The following is a 24,317-nucleotide window of genomic DNA, read 5'->3' as shown; positions in this document are numbered from 1 at the left end:
TAACCCGGCGTCTGCCAACTTTACCGCTCCAACTGCTGAACTGGCGGCTTAGCCTCTAAACTACGGCTGGCCGCCTCGTGACGCTCCCCTCGGTCACGGCTGTGCTCGTTCACCTCGCTACCGGGCTGCTGCGCAATGGCATCGAGTGTCTGGCTGATGCGCCCCAACTCGGGCTGGTCGGTCCGGTAGGAAACCAGCATTTCCGAATGACGCCGGCCGTGCTCGTCGGTGCTGCTGTGCACTTCGCCAACCTTCGCGCCACTGGCCTCCACGGCATCCTGCACCGCTTCAGCCTGTCCGCGCGTCCCGGGAGCAGGTACCGTCTCGGTTACTTCAATCAGAACCTTCTTTTCCACGCCAATAGGCCGCTCCTCAGCATGGCCTGCCACCTCCGCTTCTGGGGGTGCTTGCTGACGGATATGGCTGTTGCGCGGCTGCAGTTCGGCCTGGATAGCTGCCTGCCGGCGTGTGGCCTGGTCGTCCTCGCTTTCGCTAATGCTGATGCCAGCGTACTTCTGGTTGCCGGCTGCCGCGCGGGCACTGGTGTTGGTGATAATGGCGTGAATCAGGGCAATCTCGCGCTGGTCGTTCCGGTAGTGCATGTCGAACTCCGCCCGGCGGATGCCCTGCTCATCCACCGTGCTGCGCACCTCACTTGTACGGATGTAACCGTCGCTTTCCAGAATCGCCCTCCAGGCTTCAGCCCGGCCGGTTGTGTTGGGCATAAGCTCGTCGACGCGCCACGTAGCCACCTTCTCGTCCCCAACTGCTGCAATTGCTTCGCGTTCCGCCCGAGTCGGGCGTTGGTTCTGACTGACGAGCGACTCCTCTTCGCGCGCATTGCGGCCGGTAGGCGGAGGATTGTCGTGCATCCAGTCGCGCAACAGTACTACGCCGGCGTCTTTGAGGTGGGTGAACTGTGCGGTTTGCTCGCGGGCTTCCTGCTCACTGCGGTAGGAGCGGGTGGGCCGGTCTGCGTCGGCAGCCGCTCCCAGCACGGCCTGGGTAAAGCGCTTGTCGTCCTGCTCGCGTTCCTGCTGGGCTTCGGGGCTGTTTTCCCGCGCCCGCTGGGCCTCCCGCTCCAGGGCCCGCTGCTGCCGCTCCTGACGCTGGACCTCAGCCAGCCGCTGCTGACGCTCCGACTCGCGCTGCTGCTCCTCGCGCTGGGCCGCCGCCCGGATTTGCTCAGCACTCAGCCCTTGATTCGTGTACTCCAGTTCCTTGTTGAAGTCCTTGGCCAGCGGGTAGTCCACCCGCAAAAAGCTTTCCTGCTGGCGCTCGGCTTCGGCACGCAGCTGCTCGCGCTGGCGGTAGAGTTCCTGGGCCACGACTTCGAGCTGGGCGGTGTCGGCGCGGGCCACGGTCAGGCGCACGATGGTGGCCTGCTCGGTGCTGCGCTGTACTTCCACCGCGAGCGAAGGACCCGCCTCCTGAGTGCTGTTGATTTTCTCCACCCGCTCGCTAAGCTGCTGCACCTGGGCTGCGCCCTGCTCGGCCGAGTCGTGGTGAAAAGTCACCTTCAGGCTCGTATGGTACTTGTCGCTGGTGGCGTGCCACTCCACCGGCCGTGAGGCCTCTCGATAGGCTTCCTGCTCGGCCACGGGCACCAGCGGCCGGGCCGGCTGCAGTTCGTTGAGGTAGTTGATGTTGAACTGCCGCCCGCCGGCGTCACGGTCGTTGGCCAGCACTACCTCCTGCGGGGCCTGCTTGTCGATGACCCGCTGAATTAGGGCAATCTGGGCCTCGGTGGGCGTGCCACTGGTGGCAATGTAGAGCGTGTTTTTTGGGTCCTGGCTGTGCTTGAGCTGGAAGTGAGACAGCGAATCGATGGCCGACTCGCTCACCACCACGCGCTCCACCGGCGTGTCCTTGCCGTCGGTGGGGTGCGACACCCAGATACCGTTTTTAGGCAGCGGCAGCAGGCTTTTGTAGTGCTCGTTTTTCTGCTCCACGCTGGCCAGCCCGTGCTCGTTGTAAAGCGGAAAAGCCGTGTTCTTGTGCTCGTTCTGCTGCGCGGTGAAGATGCGTCCCTGAAAGGCCGGGCTGTCAAGCGTTTCATCGGTAATGCCGCGCCCGTGCAGGTAGCTGCGGTCGGTCAGTTCCTTCTTGACGCCCAGCACTTCGGAAATCAGGCGGGTGCGGCGTTCCTCCTCGGCCTGCCGGGCCTGCTCCGGGTCGCCCACAGGCAGATTACTTAGGCGGGCGTTATCGGGTGGGGTGGCATACACCCGGGCCGGAGCAGGTGCCCCGTCGAGGTACTCGCGCAGCTGCTGGCGCACCTGGCCCAGGTTGAGGCCGTGGCCGTCGCCGCCTCTCGTCTTGGCAAAGTCGATGATGGAGCCCGCGTCGCGGTCGTCGCCGGTGTTCAAATACACTTGGTGGTCGCCCTTGCGAGTGACGACGAGGTGCTCCTCGTCTCGGACCAGGTGGTGCCAGTCGCCGCGGCGGCTTTCCTTCTTAATGGTGTAGCCCTGGCGCTGGGCGTAGTCAACCAGGTCAATGTCGCGCTTGAAGCGGTCGAGTTCGGTGGGGTCGTTTTCCCGGGGTGCATTCATGGAGTGGGCTGGAATAGTGGAGCCGGACAGCTCCACCTCCTTGCCAACGCCCGGCGGCCGGGCCCCAAGCAGGAAAGCTATCCGGGGTTAGGTGGTCGGCGGCGTGCTGCCGGCCCGCTGCGCGGCCGCCTCGAAGAAGGCCAGCTGCTCGCGGAACTGGGCTAGTAGCTCGCTGCTGCCGAACACGTACTGATTGGCGCCGCTGCCGATGTCGATGCGCACGATTTCGGTGGATACGCCCAGGGCGCGCAGCACCTTTTGCACGAGGCGCGGCTCGTCGCGCTTGAGCTTGCCGTTCTTCAGGTTGACGACGTTGGTATAGGTAAGGCCATGCTGGGCACAAAATGCGGTTAAATCACCCTGGGGCAGGGCTTTCAGGCGAAACTGCACGTAGCGTAGGCACTCGCTGTAGGGTGCAGACAGGCTAAGGTCAGGAAACCCCAACGGGGCGGAAACGTGGTCGGATGGTACCATGCGAAGAAGGGCACACTGCTGGGGCAGTGGGGGTGAAGTATCGGAGCGATACCCCAAAGGACGCATATCGGGCTTAGAAGCCGCAACGCCATTGGGGAAAAACTCAAATCTTCTACCATCCGGCTGGCATCAGCCGGAAGCTACTTCGCTGGCAGGAGACTGATACGGGCAAGTATTTTTTAAGTTTTGACTAAGTTTTTGCTAACACTGCCGTGCTTCTTGCCGTAAGGGGCCGGTATGCGTTCCGGAATACTCTTACTGGTGGTAGTACTGGCCCTGGGTGCCTTGGCGGCGCTGCTGTGGTGGCGTTTCAAGGGACCAAGCAAACCGGCTGCACCGGTCGCCGTGCTGGCCACCCGCAACCACCATTCGCTGCGCACCTTTCACTACGAAACTGCCACGGCCACCCAAGCGGCCGAGAAAGCAGTTGCCACTACGGAAGTTGGCAAAGCACTGGCCCGGCTGCTCCCTCAGGAAGACATGGCAGCCTCAGAGCCCATGCATTCTGTTGAGGAAGAGGAAACAACGCCTGCCGTCAACAACGCAGAACTAACTGCTGACCTGAGCGATGGCAATCAGGAAACACCAGCAGAGGAGACGCCACGCCCGGCTTCCATTCGCCACGCGGCCGGCGCCCTGGCCTCCCTGCTGGATGCCCAGGGGGGAGCTGCCGCGCCCGCAAGGCCCGCTCCCAATCCTGCGCCCGCAGCCGACGAGCAGCCGGAGGTAGAAGAAGAGCCGGCCGCGTCACTCTACCACAACCCCCTCACGGCGCCCGCCCCGACGGCAAACGACCAGGCCAACCGCGCCGCCCGCATCAGCCTGCGCCAGCAGCAGCGGGCGCGCATAAGCGCGGACGCCGCGGCCCAGCGGGCGGCGCTGAGTGGCCTGTTCCCCGGCGCCGGCAGCCCCATTCCCACGGCCAAACCCTCCTAGATGCCACACCTGCTTTCAGGGGAGATAAGCACCCTGTTTCCACCTATTCACCCTTTCTATGCTAACCAACTTCCTTTTCCGGGCCCGTACCCACGCCGCTACGGCTACTAACACGCTTCATTCCCTGGCCGCGGCCGGTCAAACCTATCAGCCTTCCCGCACCGAGCAGCGCGCCGCTGCCCTGCTCACCACCCTGGCCCTGGCCACCAGCCAGGCCCGCGCCCAGCTGGGTGGCGGGGGCGCCGCGGCCGCGCTGGAAGGCGTGAAGGACACCGTCATCGGCATCGTGCAGGTCATTTTCGCCATCGTGCTGATTGTCGGCCTAATTAGGGTGGTAATGAAGTTCGTGCAGGGTGCCCCCGACGCGCTGGGCTCCCTGGGCTGGCTCGTGGGCGGCGTGATTCTGTGGTTTGGCTTCCAGCTCTTCAAGGACGATTTGGTCAGCGCCGTGGGCGGCGGGGACGGAGGTGTTCGCTAAGCAGCCATGCGCGCTTATAAATCCATCGAGCGGCCCGCGCAGGTACTGGGCATGAACATCCAGGACCTGGGCATCATGGTGGGTCTCTTTATCGGCTCGGTGCTGCTGCTGGGCTTCCTGGGCATGGCCGTTCACATCCCGCGCCTGGTGTACCTGCTGGTCATTCTAATCGAGCTGGGTCTGATTCTGGGTCTGCGCTACCTGAGCAAGAAGCAGGCACCCGGCTTTCTGATGGGCTGGCTCTCCTTCACCTTCATCCAGCCCCGCCGCCTGGCGGTGGGGCCCATTCCCACCCCTTCCACCCATGACCAAAAAGCCCAAAACGGCCGCGTTTAACGCCGTGATGCCCGTGCACAGCTTCGAGGGCGACAAGGTGGTCTTCAAGGACGGCCGCGTCGCGGTGGGCTTCCGCGTGGAGCCCGCCGAGATGGAAAGCTGGACAGCGGAAGACTACGAGGCCTTTCAGACCGCACTGGTGGGCGTGCTGCGCCCCCTGCCGGTGGGCACCATCGTGCAGAAAACCGACATCTACTACGACCGGCCCTACCGCGAAGACAAAACCCAGCAGACCTACTTCGAGAACAAGATGAACAAGCACTTCTTCGAGCGGCTGGTGCTGTTCCAGAGGTCCTACCTGTTCCTCTCCTTCGCGCCGGTAGCGGTCAAGTCGCCCAAGACCAACGCCGTGAATGCCCTGGTAGCCCGCGCCGGCGAGGCCGTGCTCAAGAACCCCTTCGCCCAGCTGGTGCACACGCTCGAAGCCGCCGAAAGCGGGGCCGTGGAATTCATCCAAGGCATCAAGAACCTGGGCGGCGTGACCTTCGAGCGGCTGCAAAGCGCGGAGATTCACCAGCTCTACCTGCAGTACTTCAACCTCAACTTCGACGGGCAGCCCACCCGGCAGGAGCGCGAAATCGGCAACGACCTGGGCACCTTCAGCGTGGGCGAGCACAAGGTTAACGTGCTCTCGATGGTCGGGCAGGGCTCCGACGCCTACCCGGCCGTGCGCAACTCCTATGGGGTGACGGCGCCGATGCTTTACCCGCTCACCCACATCCTGCAGTGCCCGCACGTGCTCACGCAAGCCTTGCTCATTCAGGATACCCGGGCCGAGCTCGGCTCGCTGGATACCGACCGCAAGCTCAACGCCTCACTTTCCTTTCTGGCCACCCAGGACAACCACCTGCGGGCGGCCGAAGTCGAGGAGTTTACGGCCGAAGTGCGGGCCGAAAACAAGCAGATTGTGGGCCTGCACCTGAGCTGCGTGCTCTGGGACACGAACGACACCAGCCGGCGCGAGAACGTGGAGCGCGCCACGGCGGCCTTTCGCTACATGTTCGGCACGGAAAGCGTCGTGGAAAGCTACCTGGCCCTGCCCGTGTTCTTCGGCCTGCTGCCGGGCAACGCCTGGCAGGTGCCGGACCGCTGGCTGACGAGCACCGCCGACCGTGGGGCCTGCTACACCCACTGGACGGCCACCTACAAAACCGACCCGGTAGGGGAGTACCTCACCGACCGGTTCCGCAACCTGGTGCAGGTAAACCTGTTCAACACGGCCCTGGACAACCAAAACGCCATTGTCATCGGCCCCTCGGGCTCGGGCAAGAGCTACACCTTCGGCAACCTGATTGTGCAGCGCTTCGAGAAGGGCGCCCGCCAGATTATCATGGACGTGGGCGGCACCTACCGCAACGTGCTGCAGTCGCTCAACGGCGAGGACTTCGACCACACCTACTTCGAGTACGACCCGCAGCGGCCCATCGAGTTCAACCCCTTCGTGGTGCCGCGCGACGCGGCCGGCAAGTGGCTCTACAACGATGAGAAAACCAACTTTCACCTGGCCCTGCTGGCCGCCCTTTGGAAGGGTGGCAAGGATACGGCGCTGGATAAGTCGGAGCGCACCATTCTCTCGCGCTTTCTGATTGAGTACTACGCCTGCCTGAACGAGAGCCCCCGCCTGAACCAGAAAGACGAGGAGTTTCCCGGCATGGAAAGCTTCTACCGCTTCGTCGAGCAGTACGACCAGGAAATGCAGAAGCCCGTGGCGCAGCCCGGCGATGGGGTGGAGCCGGACCCACTGGACGGGGCGCGCCGGCAGTACCAGAAAAACCTGAAGTACATCGACATGCACCAGTTCTTTCTGGTGCTGGGCCAGTACATCACCGGTGGCCGCTACGAGCGGGTACTCAACGCCAAGCGCGACGTGGATTTGAGCGAGTACCGGCTCATCTGCTTTGACCTGGCCAAGGTGCAGGCCGACCCCGACCTCTACCCGGTGGTGGCCATGCTTATCACCGAGCTGAGCCTGGACTTATTCCGCAAGTTTCCCGACGACATCAAGTACATCGCCCTGGACGAGGCCTGGACCATGCTTTCGGGCGTGCTTTCGGAATTCATCGAGTCGATGTACCGCACCATCCGCAAAACCAACGGGTCGGTCACCATCATCACGCAGGGCATCACCGAGATTACCAGCAGCAAAATCGGGCCAGCCATCATCAACAACTCGGCCACCAAGATTATCCTGCGCCACGTCAACCCCGACTCGCTGGCCCAGCTGCAGGCCCCGCTCGGCCTGACCGGCCACGAGATGGATTTGATTAAGTCAGTGCGCTCGACCGAGGCGCTGCGGGAGTTCTTTATCAAGCAGGGCGCCAAGGGCAAGGTTTTCGCCCTGGAAGCCTCCCCGCAGCTCGATGCCATCCTGACGTCCAAGCCCATTGAGCGCAACCACCTCAACCAGCTGGTGAAGTTCTACCAGCAGACCCAGCAGCGGCCCCGGACCGATAAGAACGGCCATGTGCTGCTCAACGCGGAGGGGCAGATAGAGTACGAGCCGGTCCGCGTGCAGCGCCTGGACTACGCCGTCGACCAGTTTGTGGAAGATAAACAGGCCCGCAAAGGGGCCTTAGCGAAATGAGTATGCTCGCGATGGTGGCCTACGGCATCGACCCGGGCTTTCTGCGGGCCTGTGACCAGACCCTGCAGGTGGTGCTCACCGCCTGCCGCTTCATCACGCCCTCGCTGATGGGCATCGCCCTGCTCTACACCATCGGGCGCGGCTTTATCTCCGGCAGCGGCCTGGCCATGGACTGGGGACCGATTATCAAGGCTACGTGGATATTCTTCCTGCTCTTCTTCTACCAGACGCTGATGGATACGCTCGGCGCGGGGCTGGCTGCCTTTACCGCCATGTTCTCGACCGATAAGTCAGCCGCCGAAGCAATCCGCGACCTAACCACACCGGCCTCGGTGGCCGCCGCGGCGCGCAACGACTCCATGGGCATCGGTGACATCGTGGCGGGCGCCAGCTCGCTGATGACCAGCATTTCCCAGACGCTGAACTCGTTTACGCTCTCCGGCATCCTGACCCGGCTGTTTACCGCCACGGCGGTGCTCATCATCCGCCACATCATGCAGTTTATCCAGCAGTTCATCCTGGGCTTTCTGTACGTGTGCGGGCCGATTGCCATGACCCTGTCGGTGATTCCGGCTTTCGGACAGCTGGCCATGAAGTGGCTGCAGAACTTCCTGGCCGTGCAGCTCTGGGGGCTGACGTTCGTGCTGCTTGACACCATTTATGGCTTCTACGCCGAGACCGCGCAGGCCCCCAATGGCATTTTCAGCGGCCTCACTAACGGCCCGCAGCAGTCGGTGGATGATGAGAAGTTCATGGTCATGTCAGTGGCCTTCGTGCTGCTCTACGTGATGGTGCCCTACCTCACGTCGATGTTCATCGGCTCCTCGGCCGTGCAGGGCTTCGTGGGCTCCATGGTCGGCTCGGCCGTGGGCGCCGCAACGGCCGTGGCCGGCGTGGCCTCGCCCGGTGGCGGGGGCCTGTCGAGTGCCGTTGGTCGCGCCCTGGGCAACGGCGGCAGCCGGGGCGGGGGAGGTAGCGCAGGCTCATCCGGTGGGGGAGGAGGCAGCGCCGGCGGGTACAATGAAGGCAGCGAACCGGCCTCTTCATCAGCCTCCTCAGGCTTGCCGACCATCACGATGTCCGAAGCCCTGAACCCGACTTACCGGCAGCGTGCCTCGGGTATCTGGACCAAATAACCCATTCTCTGACTCCTATCCATGAAGAACCTTCCCTTGTCGTTTGCCACCGGCCTTATCCTTGCCTTTGCGGTCAGCTGTCAATCCAATACCACTTCCCAGGAAAGCGGCAGCACCCCCGATGCGCCGGCGGCTGTCCAAGTAGAAGCCAGCCTTACCGCCCCACTGCCCTCCACAGCCGTTGACCTCAGGCCGGGCGTGGCCGAGCAAACCCCTCGGGAGGGGTACCTGCAGGTCGTTTCGGCCAAAGCCATGAAAGCAGAGCCCATGCAGCTGCGGCTGCCGGCCATGTGGCAGTCGGACCCGGACCGCCCGGATGGGGCGAAAGATGCCCCCGGCTACCGCATTTCCTACGAGGCAGTGCTGCAGTGGATACCCCAGGGCTTCGGTCATCAAAAGGTGCCGGCCTCACTGCCGCTGTACTCACCCAACGGGCGGGATACGCTGGCCTCATTCCGGGTAGGCGGCCTGAACCTGAATGTGCCCGGCCGCGAGCGGTATGCCGTCACGGCAATCGAGCCCCGCAAGCCCCTGACTGTGCGCGGCACGCTTTACGCCTACCTGGGAGAGAACGAGCAAAAGCAGCCCGCCCTGGTGGTGTACCCCTACCGCGGCCGCGCTGGTGGCTTCGATGACTCTTTCAAAAAGGTGCTGCTGCCCATCACCCGATAAGGGCAGTGGGGAGAAAACGCACCATTTACCACAACCAGACCCTCACCAATGGATTCCGCCAAAGACTTAAGCACCTCTTTCTCCACCATGCGCAACGTTGCGCTGAGCAGCGTGCTGGCCCTGCTACTGGTGGCCCTGGCCTCGGGCTTTCTCGTGTACCGGGCTTATGAAAACAGCGGCCGGCGCGTGTACGTCGTCTCGCAAACCGGCTCGGTGGCCGCCCTATCGGCCGGTAACGACGCCCACACGCCCTACGAGGCCCGCAACCTGGTGCGCCAGTTCATGCAAACCATGTTCGGCCACGACCAATACACCTACAAGGCCAACCTGGACGCGGCCCTGCCCCTGATTGAGGGCCGGGGCGGCCGGCGCATCTACGAGGGCTTCACCCGCGGGCAGGTGCTGCAGAACTACGAGCGCTACGCCGCCCGCAACGTGGTGACCGTGGACAGCGTGCTCGTGGACATGAGCAAGCGTCCCTGGTCGGGCTCCGTGTACATCAAGCAGCGCATTTTCATCGGGGGCCAGCAGAAAGAGCCCCTGCCGCTGGCGGCAAAGTTCAACCTGGTGGAAACCAACCGCTCCGATGCCAATCCCTACGGGCTGCTCATCACCAACTTCGACTACATCCCTTACTCGCCGCAGCTGACGCGGGAAGAGCAGGAGCTGCTGCAGGCCCAGGAAGCTGACCGCCAGCGCCGCCTGCAGGAAGCCGAGCGGGGTCTGGCCCCGGCCAGCACGCCGGCACCGCCAGCTGCGCCCGCCCCAACTATGCCCGCCCCAGCTGCACCCGCCAACTAAACGCTAATCCCCTTTTCCAATGCGCTTTTACACGCTTCCGCCCCTGTTAGGGCTGCTTTTATCACTTACTCACCCTTCGCCCGCTCGCGCGCAAAGCGCCGCTTCTTCCCCTACCCGCGCCGTCGTGGCCGCCGACAACCTGCTGGACGTGGCCGTGTCCGACTCCTCCACCACCTACCTGGTTTTTGGCGGGCCGGTGTCACTGGTCGACGTGGGAATGGCAGGCAACTACCTGGTCAAGATTGAAGCCAACGCTGTGTTTGTGCGGGCCCGGCGCAAGCACGCGCCGCCCACGCCCATGCTCATTCGCTACGGCTCGAAGTACTGGATGGGCCGGCTTGTGTTCGTGAACCGCCCGGTGCTGCAGCTTTACGATTTCCAGAAAGACGGCACGCTGAGTGTCAACGGCAAAAACGCTTCATCCACTGGAGCGGCGCCCGAAAACGAGCTGGCCCTGGACAAGGAGCGCGAAAAGAAAGCCGTCGTCGAAGGCAAGCTCACCAAGCTGCGCAAAGCCCGCGAAGAGCACCAGGCGGTGGCCGTGGTCGACAACGACCTGGTTTTGTCGCTGGCCAATGTGCGCAACGACAAGGATTTCACCTACCTGCGCTTTAAGGTCATCAACAAGACCAACATCGACTACAACGTCGACTTCACCGACTTCCAGCTGGTGGAAAACGCCCAGAAGAAGTTTCTGGCCCGCAAGAAGAACGAGGCCCGGCGCCCGCTGGCTCCCTCCGGCGGCCAGCCCAACCAGACCATTACCGGGCGCACCACGGGCTACCTCACCTATGCCATTCCCCTGTACGCGGCCACGGAGCGCGGCTACCTGGAAGTGACCCTGCGCGAGCTCAACGGCGCCCGGGTGCTGGTGCTGCCCGTGCCTTCCCGCGTGATAAACCGCGCCGCCACCATCTAACGCTGCCTGGCTACTTCTATGGAACCCATCACTTCTCCTACCCAACCCAACGGCACGACTATTCGCCCGGATAGTGAGCTTTCATCATCTACTGCCGTGCCCGTAAAGCGCACCCCGGCCGAAATCCTGCGCTCGAACTGGATGGCGTTTGCCGGCCTGCTGCTGGTGCTCATCATCGGCGGCCTGTTTCTGTGGCTGAAAGCGGCCAATGAAGCGGCCCAGCAGGAACGGGAGCCGGTCGCGGCTGCTTCGGCCAACATCGAGCCTGAAATTCCCTCGGTGGAAACCGCGCCCCCGGCGCCCCTGCCCTCGCCTTCGGCTCAAATGGAAGCCCAGCGCCGCGCCGAACAGGACGCCCAAAGCGCCCCGGCCCGGGCCATGGACCAGGATGTAGTCGACGTGTTTGCCGTCGACACCACCGGTCTGGCCCTGCGCAAGCGCCGCCGGGCTCAGGCTGCAGCCCGCCGCGCCGAAGCCGCCCGCCTGGCCGCGGCCGAAGTGGACACGATTGAGACCACGATTCAGGACCCTTCCACGGGCTCTTACCGGGCGCAGACCCTGGTGGTACCGCGCCGGCACCTCACGGCTGGCGGGGGAGGTGGCCGCCGGGCTGCTGGCCGAAGTGGGCGCAGCCCGATGCCGGCCCGCGACGTGGACGGCACTCCGTTTGAAACCGACCCGGACGTGCTGGCCATGCTGGGCTCCTCGCCGCCGGAAACCCGCGCCGCCTACGAGCGCATGACCGGCAAGCGCTACCGCGACCCCAACCAGACGGCGCAGCTGCTGGCCAATCGGATGAGCGCGCCGGGAATAGACGGTTTCAACACGGTGAAGGTGGGCAATGCTACCCGGATGATGGCCCAGGGCAACCAGCGGGAGCAGCAGTTGGCCCCGGACGTGTTTTTCAAGTGCGTCATCAACGGGGAGCAAAAGGTGCGCACCGGCTCGGTGGTCATCCTGCGGCTGCTCGAAGATGCCGTGGTCTCCGGGGTGACCTTCCCCAAGAACATGGTCTTTGCCGGCGTGGCCACGGTGGGCACCAACAACGTGACGCTGGAAGTCAACCGCCTCGGCCCGACGCGGGTGCAGGCCGACATCTACGACTTCAACTACATGCCGGGCATCATGATAGACCCGGTGAAGCGCGTGGCCCGCGAAGCGGGCATGGCCGGACAGGACTTGCAGCAGCAGACCACCCAGGAAATCAGCACGGCCATTGACCGCTCGGCCTCGGCCGCGAACTCCGTGGTGGGCGTGGGCGGCCGGGTCGCCGCTCAGGTGCTTTCCCGACCCAAAACCCGCACCAAGCTGCGCGACGTGCTGCTGCCCGATGGCTACCCCATCCTGATTACCACCGCGGCCGCTGGCCAACTGGGCCCGGAAGCGGCCACCCGCTGATTCATTTCCATTCACTAAACCGCTTACGACGATGAAAAAGACGCTTTTGCCGGCCTTCGCGGCCCTCGCGCTGATTCTGGTTTCCGGCAGGGAGGCCACTGCCCAGATGGTGGTCAACGACCCCGTGCACATGGGGGTGCACATCGGCGACTTCGCCAAGCGCCTCGCGCAGTGGACCGAAACGGTCAAAAACTACCAGGTAGTGCGCGACGCCAAGCAGATTGCCGGTGTCACCAAGGACATTACCGGGCAGGTCAAGGACATCACCGACCAGACCCTGCAGCTGCAGCGCCAGGTGCAGGCCGACTTGCGCAAGGTGCAGAGCATTCAGGATTTGCGCCTCTCCAACCCCCAGGAGCTGTTTGCCCGCGCCCTGGCCATGTCCGGCCGGGGGCAGAGCAATCAGTACATGCCCGTGTTTCAGAAGGCCGAGCGCTTGCGCCAGGCCCTGCAGCTGAATAACCCCCAGCAGGACCTGAACACGGTCTACGACGTGTTTTCGCGCTTCGGCGCGGGCTCCACGGCCGGCAATAACCGCATGAGCTCCCAGCAGTACCAGGCCAAGCGCGAAGAAGCGGCTGTTTCCACGTTCGCCTACGAGGAGATGATGCAGAAAAAGAAGATTGCCACCGCCTTCGGCTACTACAAGATTGCCGACGAGATAACCCAGCAAAGCATCGAGCTTAATGCCACGCTCAAGAACCCTGGCCGCTACGCCATGACGGAAGGCGAGCGGATGGTAGCGCTGAATACCTCTAATGACAACATGATTAAGGCCATGCAGCTGCGCCAGGAAGCCGACCGGCTGCTGGCCGAAGCCGCCCAGCCCGGCCCCTCCCGGCAGGCGGCGGAAATGGTCTATGCCGACATCCTGGTACAAAACGCCCTTATCAAAGCCGACCGGGCCCGCCCCCGCAATTAATTCCTTATGAAACACCTCCTGCTAGTGGCCCTGCTGCTGGCGGGGGCCGGCGCCGTGCCGGCCTCCGCCCAGCGCCACGTCAAACACATATCTAGCTGGGGCGCCCACCTGGGCCGCTCTGAAAAAGGCGACTACTACGAGCTGAGCTACTCCGCGATGCTCACCAACCGCCTGGCCTTGCGGGCCAGCGCCCTGCGCGACGCCGGCAACCTGAGCGGCCGGGGCGAATACTCCAGCTACGTGGGCCGGGTACTGCTCGCTCCGCAGCTTTTCCGCCTCGGGGAAGTGGTCTACGTGCACCTGTTGCTGGGCGCCGCGGCCGGCTACGAGCGCACCCATGAGAACGGCACCGGGGAGCTTACGGCAGACGCGAAGGAGCCGCAGCGCTTCACCTACGGCCCGCAGGCCGGGGCCGAAGTCGACTGCTTCCTGGGCAACCGGTTCTCGCTCGTGGCCACCGCCACTAAAGGCTACCTACTAAACAATCCCCTCATCGACCAATGGCCAGGCTACGCCAGCGCCGGCCTGCGGTACCACTTCCGCTAACCCCTTTTCTGACCGATGAAACGACTAACTTATTTACTACTAAGCTGCGCCACGCTGGCCACTGCCACCAGCTGCTCCAAAGACGAGGCTACCCCCACCGGCCCTACAGAATACCAGGTCGAGTACCGCATTTCTTCCCCCTCCGCCCCTGTGTCGGACTACATCAGCTACGACAACGAGAGCGGCGGCACCACCACGCTCAACAACGTGCCCCTGCCGGCCACCTACCGGTTTAAGCGCACCATGAAGCGGGGTGACCACCTCAGCCTGCTGGCCAGCCTGGACGGGGGCACGGCTGCGTCTGAAATCACCGCGGCCATTCTGCTCGACGGGCGGGAAGTGAAGAAGGAAACCGGGCGCGGCACCGATGCGCAGGCAGTCCCGGTGTACGTGATTGGGCAGTAAGGAAGCAATCAGCTGCGTTTTACTTTTGTTATATGAACTCCCCCTTTGCTCCCGCTGGCTTTCCTGACCCGGCGCTCGTCATCAACTATCCTACCGCCCTGCGTTTCGTCCGCGTCCGGCTTAACCGCATGGCGCACGGGCAGATGAAGTCCTGGGCAACTACGCACCGCTTCAACTACGCCCGGCTGGTCGAAATCAAAAAGGATGACCGGCAGCTGTACGCCCCGCTAATCAAGCGCCTCTTTGCGGCTTTTGGCTACTCGGTTGACGTGCTTCGTTTGATTTCAATGACCAACGAAAAAAGGCATTTCTATTGGTTTGCAACGCCGGAGGCTTACGCGCTGTTTCGCCACGAGCTGCGCGCCTACGATGAGCTGGTCAGGCTGGCCAGCCAATAGAGGTTCTCTCCCGCACAAGTACAGCAAAAAGGCCGCCCAGATGTCTGGGCGGCCTTTCTTATTAGGGGTTAGGACTTGGTACGCTATGCCGGTTTGGTCAGCTCCCGCTGCAGGCACTCGCGCAGCTGCTGGGAGGATTCCGGGCAAATCCGGATGGTGGGCTCCCCGGCGGTGCAGTACACAAACGTAGGGTCAGCCAGGGCAATGGCTCGGGCCCAGGCAGACGCGGGGGCTTCGGTGGAAAGGGATAGGGAGGGAGTAAACTGTTCTTGAATGAGCCGAACCATTTGCACCTGCACGGTAGGGCAGATGCGGGAGAACCGGCAATAAGGACTCGCGGACATAAGGTAATACTTCGACGGAAAGGGTTGAAAACGCCCCGCCTGCGGCCACCTGAAGGGGGCCGGGCAGGAAACAGGTAATCAGCGGCACAGCCCATCACCCATTGCGAGTGGGGCCGCGACCTGCGGATTACAGCCAGAAGGGAGCGTTATGCCAGGGAGCCCACGAAGAGGGCGGGCCGCTGCTGGATGGGCAGCGGCTGCCGGTGAGCCCAGCTCAGCCAGTCCGCAGCGAGGTCTGCTGACGAGGGGCATTTATGCAAAGCGGAGAATTTCAGGGCCAGCATACTCGGCAATCAGGTTGACGGGGCAAAGCTAGCGAAAAGGCTTAAAATATGCCCCTGTTGCGCATTAAAGCCACAATTTTTCCAATGTTGCGCTAAAGATTTTGCAACGCTGCCGCTGTTTTTCTTCTACGCCTTTCCTCGGAATAGCAGCACCTTACACAAGTAGTGCTTCACCTTAAACTTCCCGGTCTTCTTCATACCATGTCTGGGCACTGAGTCGACAACCAGCAGCGCCGTGAAGCGTCTTATTGGAAAATATTCGCCAATTTCCGCTTCTTACTGGAATTTTTTCCTCATTAGCCACCCCTAACGCTCCGTTGATGGAAAAGCAAAACACCTGGGCTAATCTGCCGGAGTTGCTTCGCCAAGCCAAAACGGACCTGGATGACCCGACCGTTTACTACCTACTGGGCGGGCACTACTATGACCGCGACAATCACCCGCGGCGCCGCCACTACCCGGCCGTGTTTTCCCTGCACCACGGCGAGGTCACCAACCTTGAAATTGGCCCTGATTTCGTGACCTTCGACGCGGAATTCGTGCGCTACCCGGAAGACGGTAAGCCACACGTCCCGGGCCCCTGGGTCGACCGATTCCGTGCCACCATTCCGTTCGAGCAGCTCTACCAGTTGTTGCGCAAAGTCATCCCGTCTGGGGAGGAAGTGGGCGAACGACTCACCTTCCTGCCGACCGAGTCGGTGTACTACAACGAGCAGATTTACCGCGAGAATTACCCCACGCCGTGGACCATGAACCAGCCCTAACTACCGCCTTATGCCCCGTGAGCCGCATGATTTAGCCGCCGTTCTGCACGAGGTGCAAGCCGGCCTTTCCAACCCGCAGCATCATTTCATGGTGTGCACGACCTACTTTGAAACGGATAACGGCCCGGTCATGCTCGGCACGCTGCACCTGCACCACAGCACGGTGTGGAATCTGCAAATCGGTGCCGACGGCTTTGCGTGTGAGGTGCTGCTCCAGCCTGGCAGCCAGCAGCCCCGTTCGTCGGTCCGCGTGGCCTACGCCAACGTCTGGCAGGTGATGCGTGGGGATGGACCCAACTTCAATGCGGGTAAGAGGGCGGGGATACTATACGTAAACAACCACGCCTTATCCACCTTTGCCAAGCAGGGAGTGGCTGAATAAGATGGAAGAATTGCTCCAGCCGCGTCACCCGCTCGACAAGCACCACCAGGCCCAGCTACAGGCCTTGCTGCAGTTGCCCGAAAGTCAGCGGGCCGAGATGGCCCGGCTGTTTCGCCTGGGCAACGCCACGTACCGGTACCAGCAGCTGGCGGACGGGGAAGTGACAGAGGAGGATTATCGGCACTGGCTGGAAGGATTGCCCGAGCGCTTTCGCCAGGCCATGGAGAAGGGTGGCTTTGCGGGCGCTAAATCCAGCCTGGCCCTGCGCCGGCATGCGCTGGAGCGGCGCGACGTCGGCTACTCTGCTTTTATGCAGGCCATACTATCACCAGAGGACTGGGCCTTTGAGCAGCAACAGCGCGTGGCCGCTGGCTTATAGAACCGATGCCGGTAGCCCAAGCCGCTTCCACCGCTTCTTTGCGAAGCACACCAGCCCCCGTGAGCCCTTACTGAGCCCATTGCCATGGTACAGAAGTACGCCAAAAACAGGGTCCTGGCGCTGGCAAGGCGCTTTTGTCAAATCCTACCCGGAAGTGGTGAGCCCTTTGTGAGCCCTTTAAGAATCGAGGAGCATGTACTGGGTGCCCACACCGGTTTTGCCGGATTTCTGCAACCAGCCGCCCTTTTCCAGCTCACTCAGGTAGCGGGTAGCGGTCGGCTTGCTCACGCTCAGCTGCTGCTGCACCAGGGTATTGGTAATGCTGCCGTGCTGCCCGGCGTAGAGCAGCACCGGCACCAGGTCGGCGCGCACTCCTTTATCCTGCCAGTAGGAAGCCGAGTACTCAGTAAACGCGACCACGAAACCCGAGGCTTCGAAGTAGAAACGCGGGGCCGGTAGGTGCGCCGCGCGGCACTCATTCAACATCTTAAGGGTACCCCGGCCCCAGGACTCGATGTAGCCGGCCCGGAACAGCGTGTTGGCCACGTCCGGGTTAAAGGGCTTGGACGGGTGCTTGCGCAGCAGGTTTTCCACCGTCCAGCTGTCGGGCAGGTGGCCATCGTTCCAGAACTGCAGCCGGTCCTCGTACACGCTAATCTGCACGGGCGTGCCGCCGCTGTAATCTTTGTGAGCCAGCGCATTCAGCAAGGCCTCGCGCAGGGCAGCCGTTGGAAAAGGCGCCGCCTCAATGCGGCTGGCGCCCTCGTAGCGTACCTGGGCCTTGGTGTACTTGGTTTGCAGCAAGTCCAGCGTCCGCTCCACTTGCAGGAGCAGGGGCCCGTGTACCTCGTCCTGATAGCGCAAATCGTCGTCCGTGGCAAAGAAGCCGATTTTCACGTAAGCGCCCGTCACGAACTTCTCGGGGTTCGGGTGAAACAGGAGCACGGCGGCCCGCTTCAGGTAGTCCCCGTCCAGCAGGTTCAGGTTATCGAGTAGTGCCTCGTCGCTGTCGTGCAGCACCTGCTCATCCACGCGCCCGCTTTTGGCGGCGCGCTGGCGGAACAGGCCAAATGCTTCGGCCGACAAATCAGCCGCCGTGACACCCGGCACCGGCACGCCGTCCCAGCGCTTGCCCTGCTTCTGCAATAAAAAGGTACTCAGCGCGGGCCCTCTAAGCTCCTGCTTGGTGCTGCCGCTGCGGTAGTGGTACTGCCCGCGGTAGCTGATGGGGTAGGGATAAGGTTCGACGACGATTTCCAGGTACTCCAGCCCGCCTTCCTCGTGGCGGTTGACTTCTACCAGAATACCCATCAAATCCCGCACCTGGTTGGGCAAGTCTTCCAGCAGCTTGCGGATGTTCGGGAGCCCGACTACCTGCCCGTCGTCGTTTGTGCCGATGAAGATGCGCCCGCCCTGCGCGTTGGCAAAGCCGCAAATCCACTTGAAGTACTCCTCCCGCCACGATTCCTTCCACTCAATGTTTTGCTGTTCGCGGGCAGTGCTCATGGATGACGTTAACAAAGCAACGGGTCAGGGTAACAAAACGACCAATAGCCGGCAAGTTACCCAATTCCCAAGCTGGAAAAAGCGGGCTTGAGCAAGAGCAAAGGCAGTACGCTGACTCTTTATAGGGTTAGGCGGAAGCATCACCGGATGTGCCACTGGGGGGCGTTGGGCAGGGCAGCGGTACTGAGGCCGAGTCGGTAAGTAGTGAGCGGATTGATGGTGGCCCGTAGGCTAGCGGCGCCGTGTTTATCGCCTTGCAACTCCAACAACGCCCCGAGTACTGCGCGGGCGCGTGGCGGGGCCTGGTGGCTGGCCAGTTCCACGAGGCGGCGACGCTCGGCCGGGGCAAGGGCTTTGACGAAGCGCTGAACCCGGGCTAGGACGTCATTGGGCCGGGCATCGGGAATGCGGCGCAGGTCGCGCAGTACCTCCAACCACTGCAGCAGCGGCACGTCGCTGGCCCGCTCCGGCGCCGGGCGCACCACAAACGCCACCCGCTTTGGCCGGGTGCGCCGCGGCTTGGGGGAAGTCACCTTAATAGTAGCTGGCACCTGAGTAGTCAGACCCAGCTGGTTATAAAGTGCAGCACCAGTGAGATAGGCTGACACTACCCCTTTTTCGGTAGTCAGGGTGCATAATATGGCCCCCTCGGACAGCGGCAGCGTGCCAAACCGACTGGTCTGGGGCCGGTAATACTGCCCCTTGGCATAGCGAACCACCAGCCCTTCCCGAATAAGGCGGCTCAATGCTGCTGCCACTGCCCCGAACTGCGAGGGCTCGGTCACTAGGTCCGCATAGTTTATCAGTTTACCCGGCTCAACCGCCAACACCTGCTGGCGGACACGCTGCATAATAGACTCCGGCATGAACACGCGTTGAGGTTGATTACGCAATGTACGTTACAGTGTCAAGTTTTTACAAGCAAAAACTTGACACTACTCTCGCGGGTGGAGCTCCTGCCGCTGAGCAAGTACCAGTTTGTACCTCGGCAAGCAAATCGGCAATACCATTCAGTACTGGTACAAGCGAACAGGTCCGCTGCGCGTCGCCTGGCCATGCGGTAGGTCACTTGCGTGTGTTCGACTCCCTGTCGCACCCGGGCAGGGGTAGACTCCAGCTTAGTCGCCGGGCTACTGGACCTGCACCGTCGGGGTGACCTCCTCGAGTTCGGTGCTTACTTCCAATGCCAGGCCAAACAGGAGAAAAAACACCATGCTCAGCCCCAGGTAGAGTACGCTGGATTTGAATCGGGTAGGGGTTGTCGGCAGCCAGAACAAGCTCTTTTGGGGACTAAAAACCCCGACTACCAACAGGAACACACTCAGCAGCAGCATAAGACCAAAAAGCTTCTCCATCACGTTGCTTCTTAAGGGTAATCACGACGTTGCCATTCGCATATCCTGCAAATTACGAAACAGGCGCAGAATGGCAGTACTTTTGGGCCTTTTACTGCTCCTGCAAAAATTCTCCGGAATTGGCCGTCGAGCAGCTGTTGCTTGCTCTTTGTTCTATGATTCTTCCCCAGGCAAATACCCCAGCGCCCGCCAAGCCCTTGTCCATTCAGGCTTTTCGTACGGGAGCAAAAAACCTGTCCTTCATCATCGCCGGCATCTTATCCGCGGGCATGGGCCTGAAAGGCTTCCTCTTATCCAGCCACTTCATCGACGGGGGCGCAACCGGCATCTCCATGCTGCTGGCCGCGGCCCTTGGCCTGCCGCTGTCCTGGGGGCTGCTGCTGATTAACCTGCCCTTTCTGGCCCTGGGCTACCGGCAGATGGGGGTGCGGTTTGCCCTGAAAAGCGCGGCCGCCATTGCGGGCCTGGCCGCCTGCCTGGTCCTGGTGCCTTACCCCGACGTGACCCCCGACCTGTTGATTACGGCCATCTTCGGCGGGGTCTTCATCGGGGCCGGCATTGGCCTGGCCATGCGCGGCGGGGCCGTGCTCGACGGCACCGAAATCCTGGCCTTGCTGATTAACCGCAACACGTCCCTGTTAAAAGTCAGCGACATTATTCTCATTGTCAACGTCTTCATTTTCGGGGTTGCGGCCTTCGTCCTGGGCGTTACCGAAGCGCTGTATTCCATTCTCACTTACGTGGCAGCCTCCAAGACGCTGGACTTTATCCTCACCGGCATCGAGCAGTACACGGGCGTCACCATCATTTCCAACCACAGCGAAGACATCCGGGAAGCCATCACCAACAAGCTGGGGCGGGGCGTGACCATCTACCGGGGTGAGAGCGGATTTGGCAAGCGGGGCGCGCACCGCGAGGAGCGCAAAATTATTTTCACCGTGGTAACCCGGCTGGAGCTGCCCGGTCTGCGCGAGGAAGTAAAGCGCCTCGACCCGAACGCCTTCATTGTGCAGCACAGCGTCGACGACGCCGTGGGCGGCATGCTCAAGCGGCGTCCGCTGCACTAGCGTCCCCCCGGACGCCGGGCTCGCCGACTGGTGGCCTGTGATAGGGCCCCCAAAAAGAAAGCCCGGCCAATGGACCAGGCTTTCTTTGTTCAGCGGCAACCGGTCCCTACACCGGGGTGGAGCTAAGCTTAGGCGCCTCGCCAAGGGGCGCATTCAGCTCCTGCCCGGCCCCGTCGTCCTTCTGCCCGGACGTATCCAGCACAATGGGCGTGGCAATGAACAGGGTGGAGTACGTGCCGAAGATTACCCCGACAATCATGGCAAACGAAAAGGAGCGCAACGTTTCGCCGCCAAAGATGAACAGGACCACCACGACCACCAGTACCGTCAGCGACGTGATGATGGTGCGCGAGAACGTGCTGTTCAGAGCCGGGTTTACCACCTGGGCAAACGTCAGCTTCGGGTTTTCGTGGAGGTATTCCCGAATCCGGTCGTACACCACCACCGTGTCGTTGATGGAAAAGCCCAGGATGGTGAGCACGGCCGCCACAAACACCTGGTCCATTTCGTAGGTGATGCCGAAGAGGCGGGCAATGGGAAAGGCCGCGATAACAATCAGCACGTCGTGCACCAGCGCCACAATCGAGGCCAGCGAGTACTGCCATTTCTCGAAGCGCAGCAGCACGTACACGAAGATGCCCACCACGGCGAGCAGCAGGCTCAGCACCGAGGTCTGCTTGATGTCGTCGGCCACGGTTGCGCCCACCTTGGAGGAACTCACAATGGTGGGGTTGCTGGCCGCGTACTGGGTCAGGCCCTGGCGCACGGCCTGCTCCACTTTCTGGTCGGCCACTGTGCTTTCATCCCCGGCGAGGTAGCTCGTGGTGATGCGCAGGCGCTGCGGCGCCCCGAAGGTTTTGACTTCGATGCCGGCGCCCTGCAGCTCATCGCCCAGGGCCGTGCGCACGTCCGACGCCACCACGGCTTTGTTGAAATCCACAGTGTAGCTACGGCCGCCCTTAAAATCCACGCCCAGGTTCGGGCCACCCTGCACGGCCATCAGCCCAAAGCCCAGGGCGATGATGGCCCCGGAGAACACGTAGGCGATTTTGCGTTTGCCAACAATATCAAAGCTAAAGTTCTTGAACATATTCAGCGACAGCGACGTGGCAAAGGTCCAGCTGCCGGCATTTTTCCCCGAAGTCAGCCAGTCCACGATGACGTGCGAGAGGTACACCGACGTGAGGAACGACGTGAGCACCCCGATGCCGAGCGTGATGGCAAAGCCCTGCACCGGGCCGGTGCCGAAGAAGCCCAGGATGATGGCCACCAGCAGGGTGGTCACGTTGGAGTCGAAGATGGCCGAGAAGGCGCGGCTGTAGCCAATGTGAATGGCCTCTTTCGTACCTACCCCCCGCGCCAGCTCTTCCCGTATCCGCTCAAAAATCAGCACGTTCGCGTCGACGGCCATGCCAAAGGTGAGCACCAGACCGGCGATGCCGGGCAAGGTGAGCGCCGTGCCGAACTGGGCCAGGATGCCCAGCACCAGGAAGATGTTGAAGCCCAGCGCCAGGTTGGCGACCAGGCCGCCCTTGCCGTAGTAGGCGCCCATAAACACCATGATGAGCACCAGGCCGGCCAGCGAGGAGTACAGGCCCTGGTTGATGGCTTCCTGGCCCAGCGAGGGGCCCACGATGGCTTCTTCCACGATGCGCGTGGGGGCCGGCAGCTTGCCCGCTTTGAGGACCTGGGCCAGGTCCTGCGCTTCCTCCACCGAAAAGCTGCCCGAGATGCTGGTGTTGCCGCCGGCAATCTCGGTTTGCACCACCGGGTCGGTATACACGTAGTCGTCCAGGACGATGGCCACCTGCTTGCCGATGTTGGCGGCCGTCATGGCTTGCCACTTGCGGGCACCGGCGGGGTTCATGCTCACGCTGACCTCGGGCTGGCCGCTCTGGTCAAAGTCCTGGCGCGCATCCGACACTACTTCGCCCGACAGGGGCGCCGCGCCGCCGTTGCGGTCCTTCTTCACCGGCGTCAGGCGCAGGTATTCCTGCTTGTCGAGGGTCACGGGCTTGGCGGCCCAGAGCAGGGTGAGGCCAGGAGGCAGCGTCGCCCGGGCTTCGGGCGAGCGCAGCACCTGGTTCATGCGGGCGGTGTCGCGCAGGTTCACGCCCAAGCCGCCGGGCATGGTGAACAAGCGGGAAAGAAGCCCGCCCTTGGCGGCCGTGGCCGAGTCGGTTTTGGCCGCCGTGGCCGGGTTTTGCTTCGCCAGCTGGGCTGCCAGGGAGGTGGAGTCGCCAGCGGCTGCGGCAGTGGTGTCGGTGCTGGTAGTAGCAGCAGTGCTGGCCGGGGCTGCGAGGATGTTGACCTTAGCCAGGGCTTCCTTGGCCGCCAAGGCCTGGTCGAGCTGCATCAGGTACGGCCCGATTGCCTGCTGGTCCCACACTTCCCAGAACTCGAGCTTGGCCTGGCCCTGCAGCAGCTTGCGGATGCGGTCGGGGTTGTCGACGCCGGGCAGCTCAATCTGCAGACGGCCGGTGCCCTTCACGCGCTGGATGCTGGGCTGGTTCACGCCGAACTTGTCGACGCGGGTGCGCAGGATGTCGAACGAACGGTCAATGGCCTCTTCCACTTCCTTGTCGATGGCGGCGATGACCTTCTCATCGGTCGAGTTGATGTCGAGGCCGCGGCTTTTATTAGCAGAGTTGGCAAACAGGCGGGCCAGGGGCCGGTTGGGCGCCGCCTCGCGGTAGGCGCGGGCAAACAGCGCCGTGAAGGCGGTGCCCGAATTGGTTTTCTGCAGTTGCTGGGCCCGGGTGATGCCTTGGTTCAGGGCCGGGTCTTTGGAGTTGCCGCTCATGGCGCGCACAATTTCCACCGGCGATACTTCCAGCGTCACGTGCATGCCGCCTTTCAGGTCCAGGCCGAGGCCCAACTCGCTCTGGCGCACGTCGCGGTACGTGAAGGGGCCGAATACCGGTGCCCGCCATACGGAGTCGAGGTAGTGCTGGCGGGCCGTTTCGTTGAGCTTTCCGTTCTGGGTGGCGTACGTCACGGCCTGGTCCTGGACCCGGCGCGAGACATAGGTAAAAAAAAGAAAATAGGCACAGAGTGCCGTCACGATGAGCGTGAGGGCAACAATCAATCCTTTGTTACGCATTATTGGTTAGGGGAAACGATGGAGAAATACGGGGTGAGGCAGCGGGCGCACACGCAAGCGCGGAGCCACTGCAGCCGGATGGGAAGTAGCAACTGCACGCCTACAGGCGTGCAGCCGGGGAGGCTGCTAACGCATCCGCTCCGGAACAGCTCCATTCCCGTGTATCTCCTTCGTTAGGGGGCTTGGGGCGAGAGCGCCACGGCCAGCAGCCGGACCCTGAACACCTCGGCCGAATGCACGCCGGCCAGCAGCCGCGGCACGGCCAGGGCCCGCCGCAACCGGGGCAGCCAGCAGGTGGTGATGGCCGGTACCGGTAGCCAGGCCAGGACCGGGGGCGCCACGTAATGGCTGAGCACCAAGGTGGCTTCCAGGGCCACCCGCTTCTTGACCATCTCGACCGATTGTGCTCCGCCTCCGTACGCCTCCGTTGCCGTCGGCTGGCGAAAGACGGCTACCTCCCGGTGGTTCAGGCCCAGCGACAGCAACACCGAAACGGTGAGCAGTGCAAAACGCAGCGAGCAGGCAATACGAGCAACAGGGGACATGAGCACAGCGGGAGCCCACAAAGATAAA

General features: G+C 62.6%; 25 protein-coding genes. 17 read left to right on the top strand and 8 right to left on the bottom strand.

Translation table 11 applies throughout. The annotated features are described in order from the left end of the window. Positions 1 to 20: 20 nt before the first annotated feature. Both ABD919_RS20335 and ABD919_RS20330 read right to left on the bottom strand, forming a co-directional pair. Positions 21 to 2,555: a toprim domain-containing protein gene (locus ABD919_RS20335; protein ID WP_345237911.1), complete on the bottom strand. Its 2,535-nt coding sequence runs from the start codon at positions 2,553 to 2,555 to the stop codon at positions 21 to 23. A gap of 87 nt (positions 2,556 to 2,642) precedes the next feature. After that, the gene (locus ABD919_RS20330; RefSeq protein ID WP_345237910.1) at positions 2,643 to 3,029 is read right to left on the bottom strand and encodes a hypothetical protein; all 387 of its coding nucleotides are present in this window, start codon (positions 3,027 to 3,029) and stop codon (positions 2,643 to 2,645) included. Positions 3,030 to 3,266: 237 nt separating this feature from the next. Between ABD919_RS20330 and ABD919_RS20325 the strand changes: the two genes are divergently transcribed. From ABD919_RS20325 to ABD919_RS20265, 13 genes are all read left to right on the top strand, one after another. Then, positions 3,267 to 3,965, top strand: coding sequence for a hypothetical protein (locus ABD919_RS20325; RefSeq protein WP_345237909.1), 699 nt, complete (start codon positions 3,267 to 3,269; stop codon positions 3,963 to 3,965). 58 nt (positions 3,966 to 4,023) lie between these two features. Beyond that, positions 4,024 to 4,443, top strand: coding sequence for a hypothetical protein (locus ABD919_RS20320; RefSeq protein ID WP_345237908.1), 420 nt, complete (start codon positions 4,024 to 4,026; stop codon positions 4,441 to 4,443). Between the two features lie 6 nt (positions 4,444 to 4,449). Then, positions 4,450 to 4,779 (top strand): hypothetical protein, encoded by a 330-nt coding sequence (locus tag ABD919_RS20315; protein ID WP_345237907.1) that lies wholly within the window; start codon positions 4,450 to 4,452, stop codon positions 4,777 to 4,779. Continuing rightward, the gene (locus tag ABD919_RS20310) at positions 4,748 to 7,363 is read left to right on the top strand and encodes a TraG/VirB4 family ATPase (protein ID WP_345237906.1); all 2,616 of its coding nucleotides are present in this window, start codon (positions 4,748 to 4,750) and stop codon (positions 7,361 to 7,363) included. The genes ABD919_RS20315 and ABD919_RS20310 overlap by 32 nt, the downstream gene beginning before the upstream one ends. After that, positions 7,360 to 8,499: a hypothetical protein gene (locus ABD919_RS20305; protein WP_345237905.1), complete on the top strand. Its 1,140-nt coding sequence runs from the start codon at positions 7,360 to 7,362 to the stop codon at positions 8,497 to 8,499. The genes ABD919_RS20310 and ABD919_RS20305 overlap by 4 nt, the downstream gene beginning before the upstream one ends. Before the next feature lie 21 nt (positions 8,500 to 8,520). Beyond that, positions 8,521 to 9,171: a hypothetical protein gene (locus tag ABD919_RS20300; protein ID WP_345237904.1), complete on the top strand. Its 651-nt coding sequence runs from the start codon at positions 8,521 to 8,523 to the stop codon at positions 9,169 to 9,171. 48 nt (positions 9,172 to 9,219) lie between these two features. Beyond that, positions 9,220 to 9,972, top strand: coding sequence for a conjugal transfer protein TraK (locus tag ABD919_RS20295; RefSeq protein ID WP_345237903.1), 753 nt, complete (start codon positions 9,220 to 9,222; stop codon positions 9,970 to 9,972). Positions 9,973 to 10,096: 124 nt separating this feature from the next. Next, on the top strand, positions 10,097 to 10,891 hold the full coding sequence (locus ABD919_RS20290; RefSeq protein ID WP_345237902.1) for a DUF4138 domain-containing protein: 795 nt from the start codon (positions 10,097 to 10,099) through the stop codon (positions 10,889 to 10,891). Positions 10,892 to 10,909: 18 nt separating this feature from the next. Then, on the top strand, positions 10,910 to 12,289 hold the full coding sequence (gene traM, locus ABD919_RS20285; RefSeq protein WP_345237901.1) for a conjugative transposon protein TraM: 1,380 nt from the start codon (positions 10,910 to 10,912) through the stop codon (positions 12,287 to 12,289). A 31-nt stretch (positions 12,290 to 12,320) separates the two neighbouring features. Beyond that, a complete protein-coding gene (locus tag ABD919_RS20280) occupies positions 12,321 to 13,211 on the top strand; it encodes a hypothetical protein (protein WP_345237900.1) in 891 nt (296 codons plus the stop codon). A 6-nt stretch (positions 13,212 to 13,217) separates the two neighbouring features. Beyond that, positions 13,218 to 13,757 (top strand): hypothetical protein, encoded by a 540-nt coding sequence (locus ABD919_RS20275; RefSeq protein WP_345237899.1) that lies wholly within the window; start codon positions 13,218 to 13,220, stop codon positions 13,755 to 13,757. A 15-nt stretch (positions 13,758 to 13,772) separates the two neighbouring features. Continuing rightward, positions 13,773 to 14,162 (top strand): hypothetical protein, encoded by a 390-nt coding sequence (locus tag ABD919_RS20270; RefSeq protein ID WP_345237898.1) that lies wholly within the window; start codon positions 13,773 to 13,775, stop codon positions 14,160 to 14,162. Between the two features lie 32 nt (positions 14,163 to 14,194). Further along, a complete protein-coding gene (locus ABD919_RS20265; protein WP_345237897.1) occupies positions 14,195 to 14,560 on the top strand; it encodes a hypothetical protein in 366 nt (121 codons plus the stop codon). An 83-nt stretch (positions 14,561 to 14,643) separates the two neighbouring features. Here ABD919_RS20265 and ABD919_RS20260 read toward each other — a convergent pair whose 3' ends face one another. Then, a complete protein-coding gene (locus ABD919_RS20260; protein WP_345237896.1) occupies positions 14,644 to 14,904 on the bottom strand; it encodes a hypothetical protein in 261 nt (86 codons plus the stop codon). A 640-nt stretch (positions 14,905 to 15,544) separates the two neighbouring features. Here ABD919_RS20260 and ABD919_RS20255 point away from each other — a divergent pair. From ABD919_RS20255 to ABD919_RS20245, 3 genes are read left to right on the top strand one after another with little or no spacing between them, the layout of a single operon-like run. Continuing rightward, positions 15,545 to 15,952, top strand: a complete 408-nt coding sequence (locus tag ABD919_RS20255) for a hypothetical protein (RefSeq protein ID WP_345237895.1) — start codon at positions 15,545 to 15,547, stop codon at positions 15,950 to 15,952. Positions 15,953 to 15,962: 10 nt separating this feature from the next. After that, a complete protein-coding gene (locus ABD919_RS20250; protein ID WP_345237893.1) occupies positions 15,963 to 16,334 on the top strand; it encodes a hypothetical protein in 372 nt (123 codons plus the stop codon). 1 nt (position 16,335) lies between these two features. Further along, the gene (locus ABD919_RS20245) at positions 16,336 to 16,713 is read left to right on the top strand and encodes a hypothetical protein (RefSeq protein WP_345237892.1); all 378 of its coding nucleotides are present in this window, start codon (positions 16,336 to 16,338) and stop codon (positions 16,711 to 16,713) included. A gap of 177 nt (positions 16,714 to 16,890) precedes the next feature. On the opposite strand, the gene ABD919_RS20240 is transcribed toward ABD919_RS20245, so the two are convergent. The 3 genes from ABD919_RS20240 to ABD919_RS20230 form a co-directional block, all read right to left on the bottom strand. Next, the gene (locus ABD919_RS20240; protein ID WP_345237891.1) at positions 16,891 to 18,219 is read right to left on the bottom strand and encodes an ATP-binding protein; all 1,329 of its coding nucleotides are present in this window, start codon (positions 18,217 to 18,219) and stop codon (positions 16,891 to 16,893) included. A 140-nt stretch (positions 18,220 to 18,359) separates the two neighbouring features. Next, positions 18,360 to 19,085 (bottom strand): DUF6088 family protein, encoded by a 726-nt coding sequence (locus tag ABD919_RS20235; RefSeq protein ID WP_345237890.1) that lies wholly within the window; start codon positions 19,083 to 19,085, stop codon positions 18,360 to 18,362. A 264-nt stretch (positions 19,086 to 19,349) separates the two neighbouring features. Beyond that, a complete protein-coding gene (locus tag ABD919_RS20230) occupies positions 19,350 to 19,574 on the bottom strand; it encodes a hypothetical protein (protein WP_345237889.1) in 225 nt (74 codons plus the stop codon). Positions 19,575 to 19,729: 155 nt separating this feature from the next. Here ABD919_RS20230 and ABD919_RS20225 point away from each other — a divergent pair, with 155 nt between their 5' ends. Beyond that, positions 19,730 to 20,641, top strand: a complete 912-nt coding sequence (locus ABD919_RS20225; RefSeq protein ID WP_345237888.1) for a YitT family protein — start codon at positions 19,730 to 19,732, stop codon at positions 20,639 to 20,641. Between the two features lie 106 nt (positions 20,642 to 20,747). On the opposite strand, the gene secDF is transcribed toward ABD919_RS20225, so the two are convergent. Together secDF and ABD919_RS20215 are read right to left on the bottom strand one after the other, a co-directional pair. Beyond that, positions 20,748 to 23,744, bottom strand: a complete 2,997-nt coding sequence (secDF, locus tag ABD919_RS20220; RefSeq protein WP_345237887.1) for a protein translocase subunit SecDF — start codon at positions 23,742 to 23,744, stop codon at positions 20,748 to 20,750. 173 nt (positions 23,745 to 23,917) lie between these two features. Continuing rightward, complete coding sequence (locus tag ABD919_RS20215; protein WP_345237886.1) at positions 23,918 to 24,289, bottom strand: hypothetical protein; 372 nt, start codon at positions 24,287 to 24,289, stop codon at positions 23,918 to 23,920. Positions 24,290 to 24,317: the final 28 nt, after the last annotated feature.

The sequence above is a fragment of the Hymenobacter saemangeumensis genome (genome assembly GCF_039541835.1).
Lineage (GTDB): Bacteria > Bacteroidota > Bacteroidia > Cytophagales > Hymenobacteraceae > Hymenobacter > Hymenobacter saemangeumensis.
Note: the sequence above shows the minus strand (reverse complement) of the source record. Positions and strands in the feature narration are given on the sequence as shown.

Coding starts and splice junctions, on each gene's coding strand:
- ABD919_RS20230 (WP_345237889.1), bottom strand. CDS start 19,574: ATGGAGAAGCTTTTTGGTCTTATGCTGCTGCTGAGTGTGTTCCTGTTG.
- ABD919_RS20315 (WP_345237907.1), top strand. CDS start 4,450: ATGCGCGCTTATAAATCCATCGAGCGGCCCGCGCAGGTACTGGGCATG.
- secDF (WP_345237887.1), bottom strand. CDS start 23,744: ATGCGTAACAAAGGATTGATTGTTGCCCTCACGCTCATCGTGACGGCA.
- ABD919_RS20320 (WP_345237908.1), top strand. CDS start 4,024: ATGCTAACCAACTTCCTTTTCCGGGCCCGTACCCACGCCGCTACGGCT.
- ABD919_RS20260 (WP_345237896.1), bottom strand. CDS start 14,904: ATGTCCGCGAGTCCTTATTGCCGGTTCTCCCGCATCTGCCCTACCGTG.
- ABD919_RS20215 (WP_345237886.1), bottom strand. CDS start 24,289: ATGTCCCCTGTTGCTCGTATTGCCTGCTCGCTGCGTTTTGCACTGCTC.
- ABD919_RS20240 (WP_345237891.1), bottom strand. CDS start 18,219: ATGAGCACTGCCCGCGAACAGCAAAACATTGAGTGGAAGGAATCGTGG.
- ABD919_RS20325 (WP_345237909.1), top strand. CDS start 3,267: ATGCGTTCCGGAATACTCTTACTGGTGGTAGTACTGGCCCTGGGTGCC.
- traM (WP_345237901.1), top strand. CDS start 10,910: ATGGAACCCATCACTTCTCCTACCCAACCCAACGGCACGACTATTCGC.
- ABD919_RS20305 (WP_345237905.1), top strand. CDS start 7,360: ATGAGTATGCTCGCGATGGTGGCCTACGGCATCGACCCGGGCTTTCTG.
- ABD919_RS20225 (WP_345237888.1), top strand. CDS start 19,730: ATGATTCTTCCCCAGGCAAATACCCCAGCGCCCGCCAAGCCCTTGTCC.
- ABD919_RS20335 (WP_345237911.1), bottom strand. CDS start 2,555: ATGAATGCACCCCGGGAAAACGACCCCACCGAACTCGACCGCTTCAAG.
- ABD919_RS20310 (WP_345237906.1), top strand. CDS start 4,748: ATGACCAAAAAGCCCAAAACGGCCGCGTTTAACGCCGTGATGCCCGTG.
- ABD919_RS20250 (WP_345237893.1), top strand. CDS start 15,963: ATGCCCCGTGAGCCGCATGATTTAGCCGCCGTTCTGCACGAGGTGCAA.
- ABD919_RS20265 (WP_345237897.1), top strand. CDS start 14,195: ATGAACTCCCCCTTTGCTCCCGCTGGCTTTCCTGACCCGGCGCTCGTC.
- ABD919_RS20300 (WP_345237904.1), top strand. CDS start 8,521: ATGAAGAACCTTCCCTTGTCGTTTGCCACCGGCCTTATCCTTGCCTTT.
- ABD919_RS20330 (WP_345237910.1), bottom strand. CDS start 3,029: ATGGTACCATCCGACCACGTTTCCGCCCCGTTGGGGTTTCCTGACCTT.
- ABD919_RS20275 (WP_345237899.1), top strand. CDS start 13,218: ATGAAACACCTCCTGCTAGTGGCCCTGCTGCTGGCGGGGGCCGGCGCC.
- ABD919_RS20280 (WP_345237900.1), top strand. CDS start 12,321: ATGAAAAAGACGCTTTTGCCGGCCTTCGCGGCCCTCGCGCTGATTCTG.
- ABD919_RS20245 (WP_345237892.1), top strand. CDS start 16,336: ATGGAAGAATTGCTCCAGCCGCGTCACCCGCTCGACAAGCACCACCAG.
- ABD919_RS20270 (WP_345237898.1), top strand. CDS start 13,773: ATGAAACGACTAACTTATTTACTACTAAGCTGCGCCACGCTGGCCACT.
- ABD919_RS20235 (WP_345237890.1), bottom strand. CDS start 19,085: ATGCCGGAGTCTATTATGCAGCGTGTCCGCCAGCAGGTGTTGGCGGTT.
- ABD919_RS20295 (WP_345237903.1), top strand. CDS start 9,220: ATGGATTCCGCCAAAGACTTAAGCACCTCTTTCTCCACCATGCGCAAC.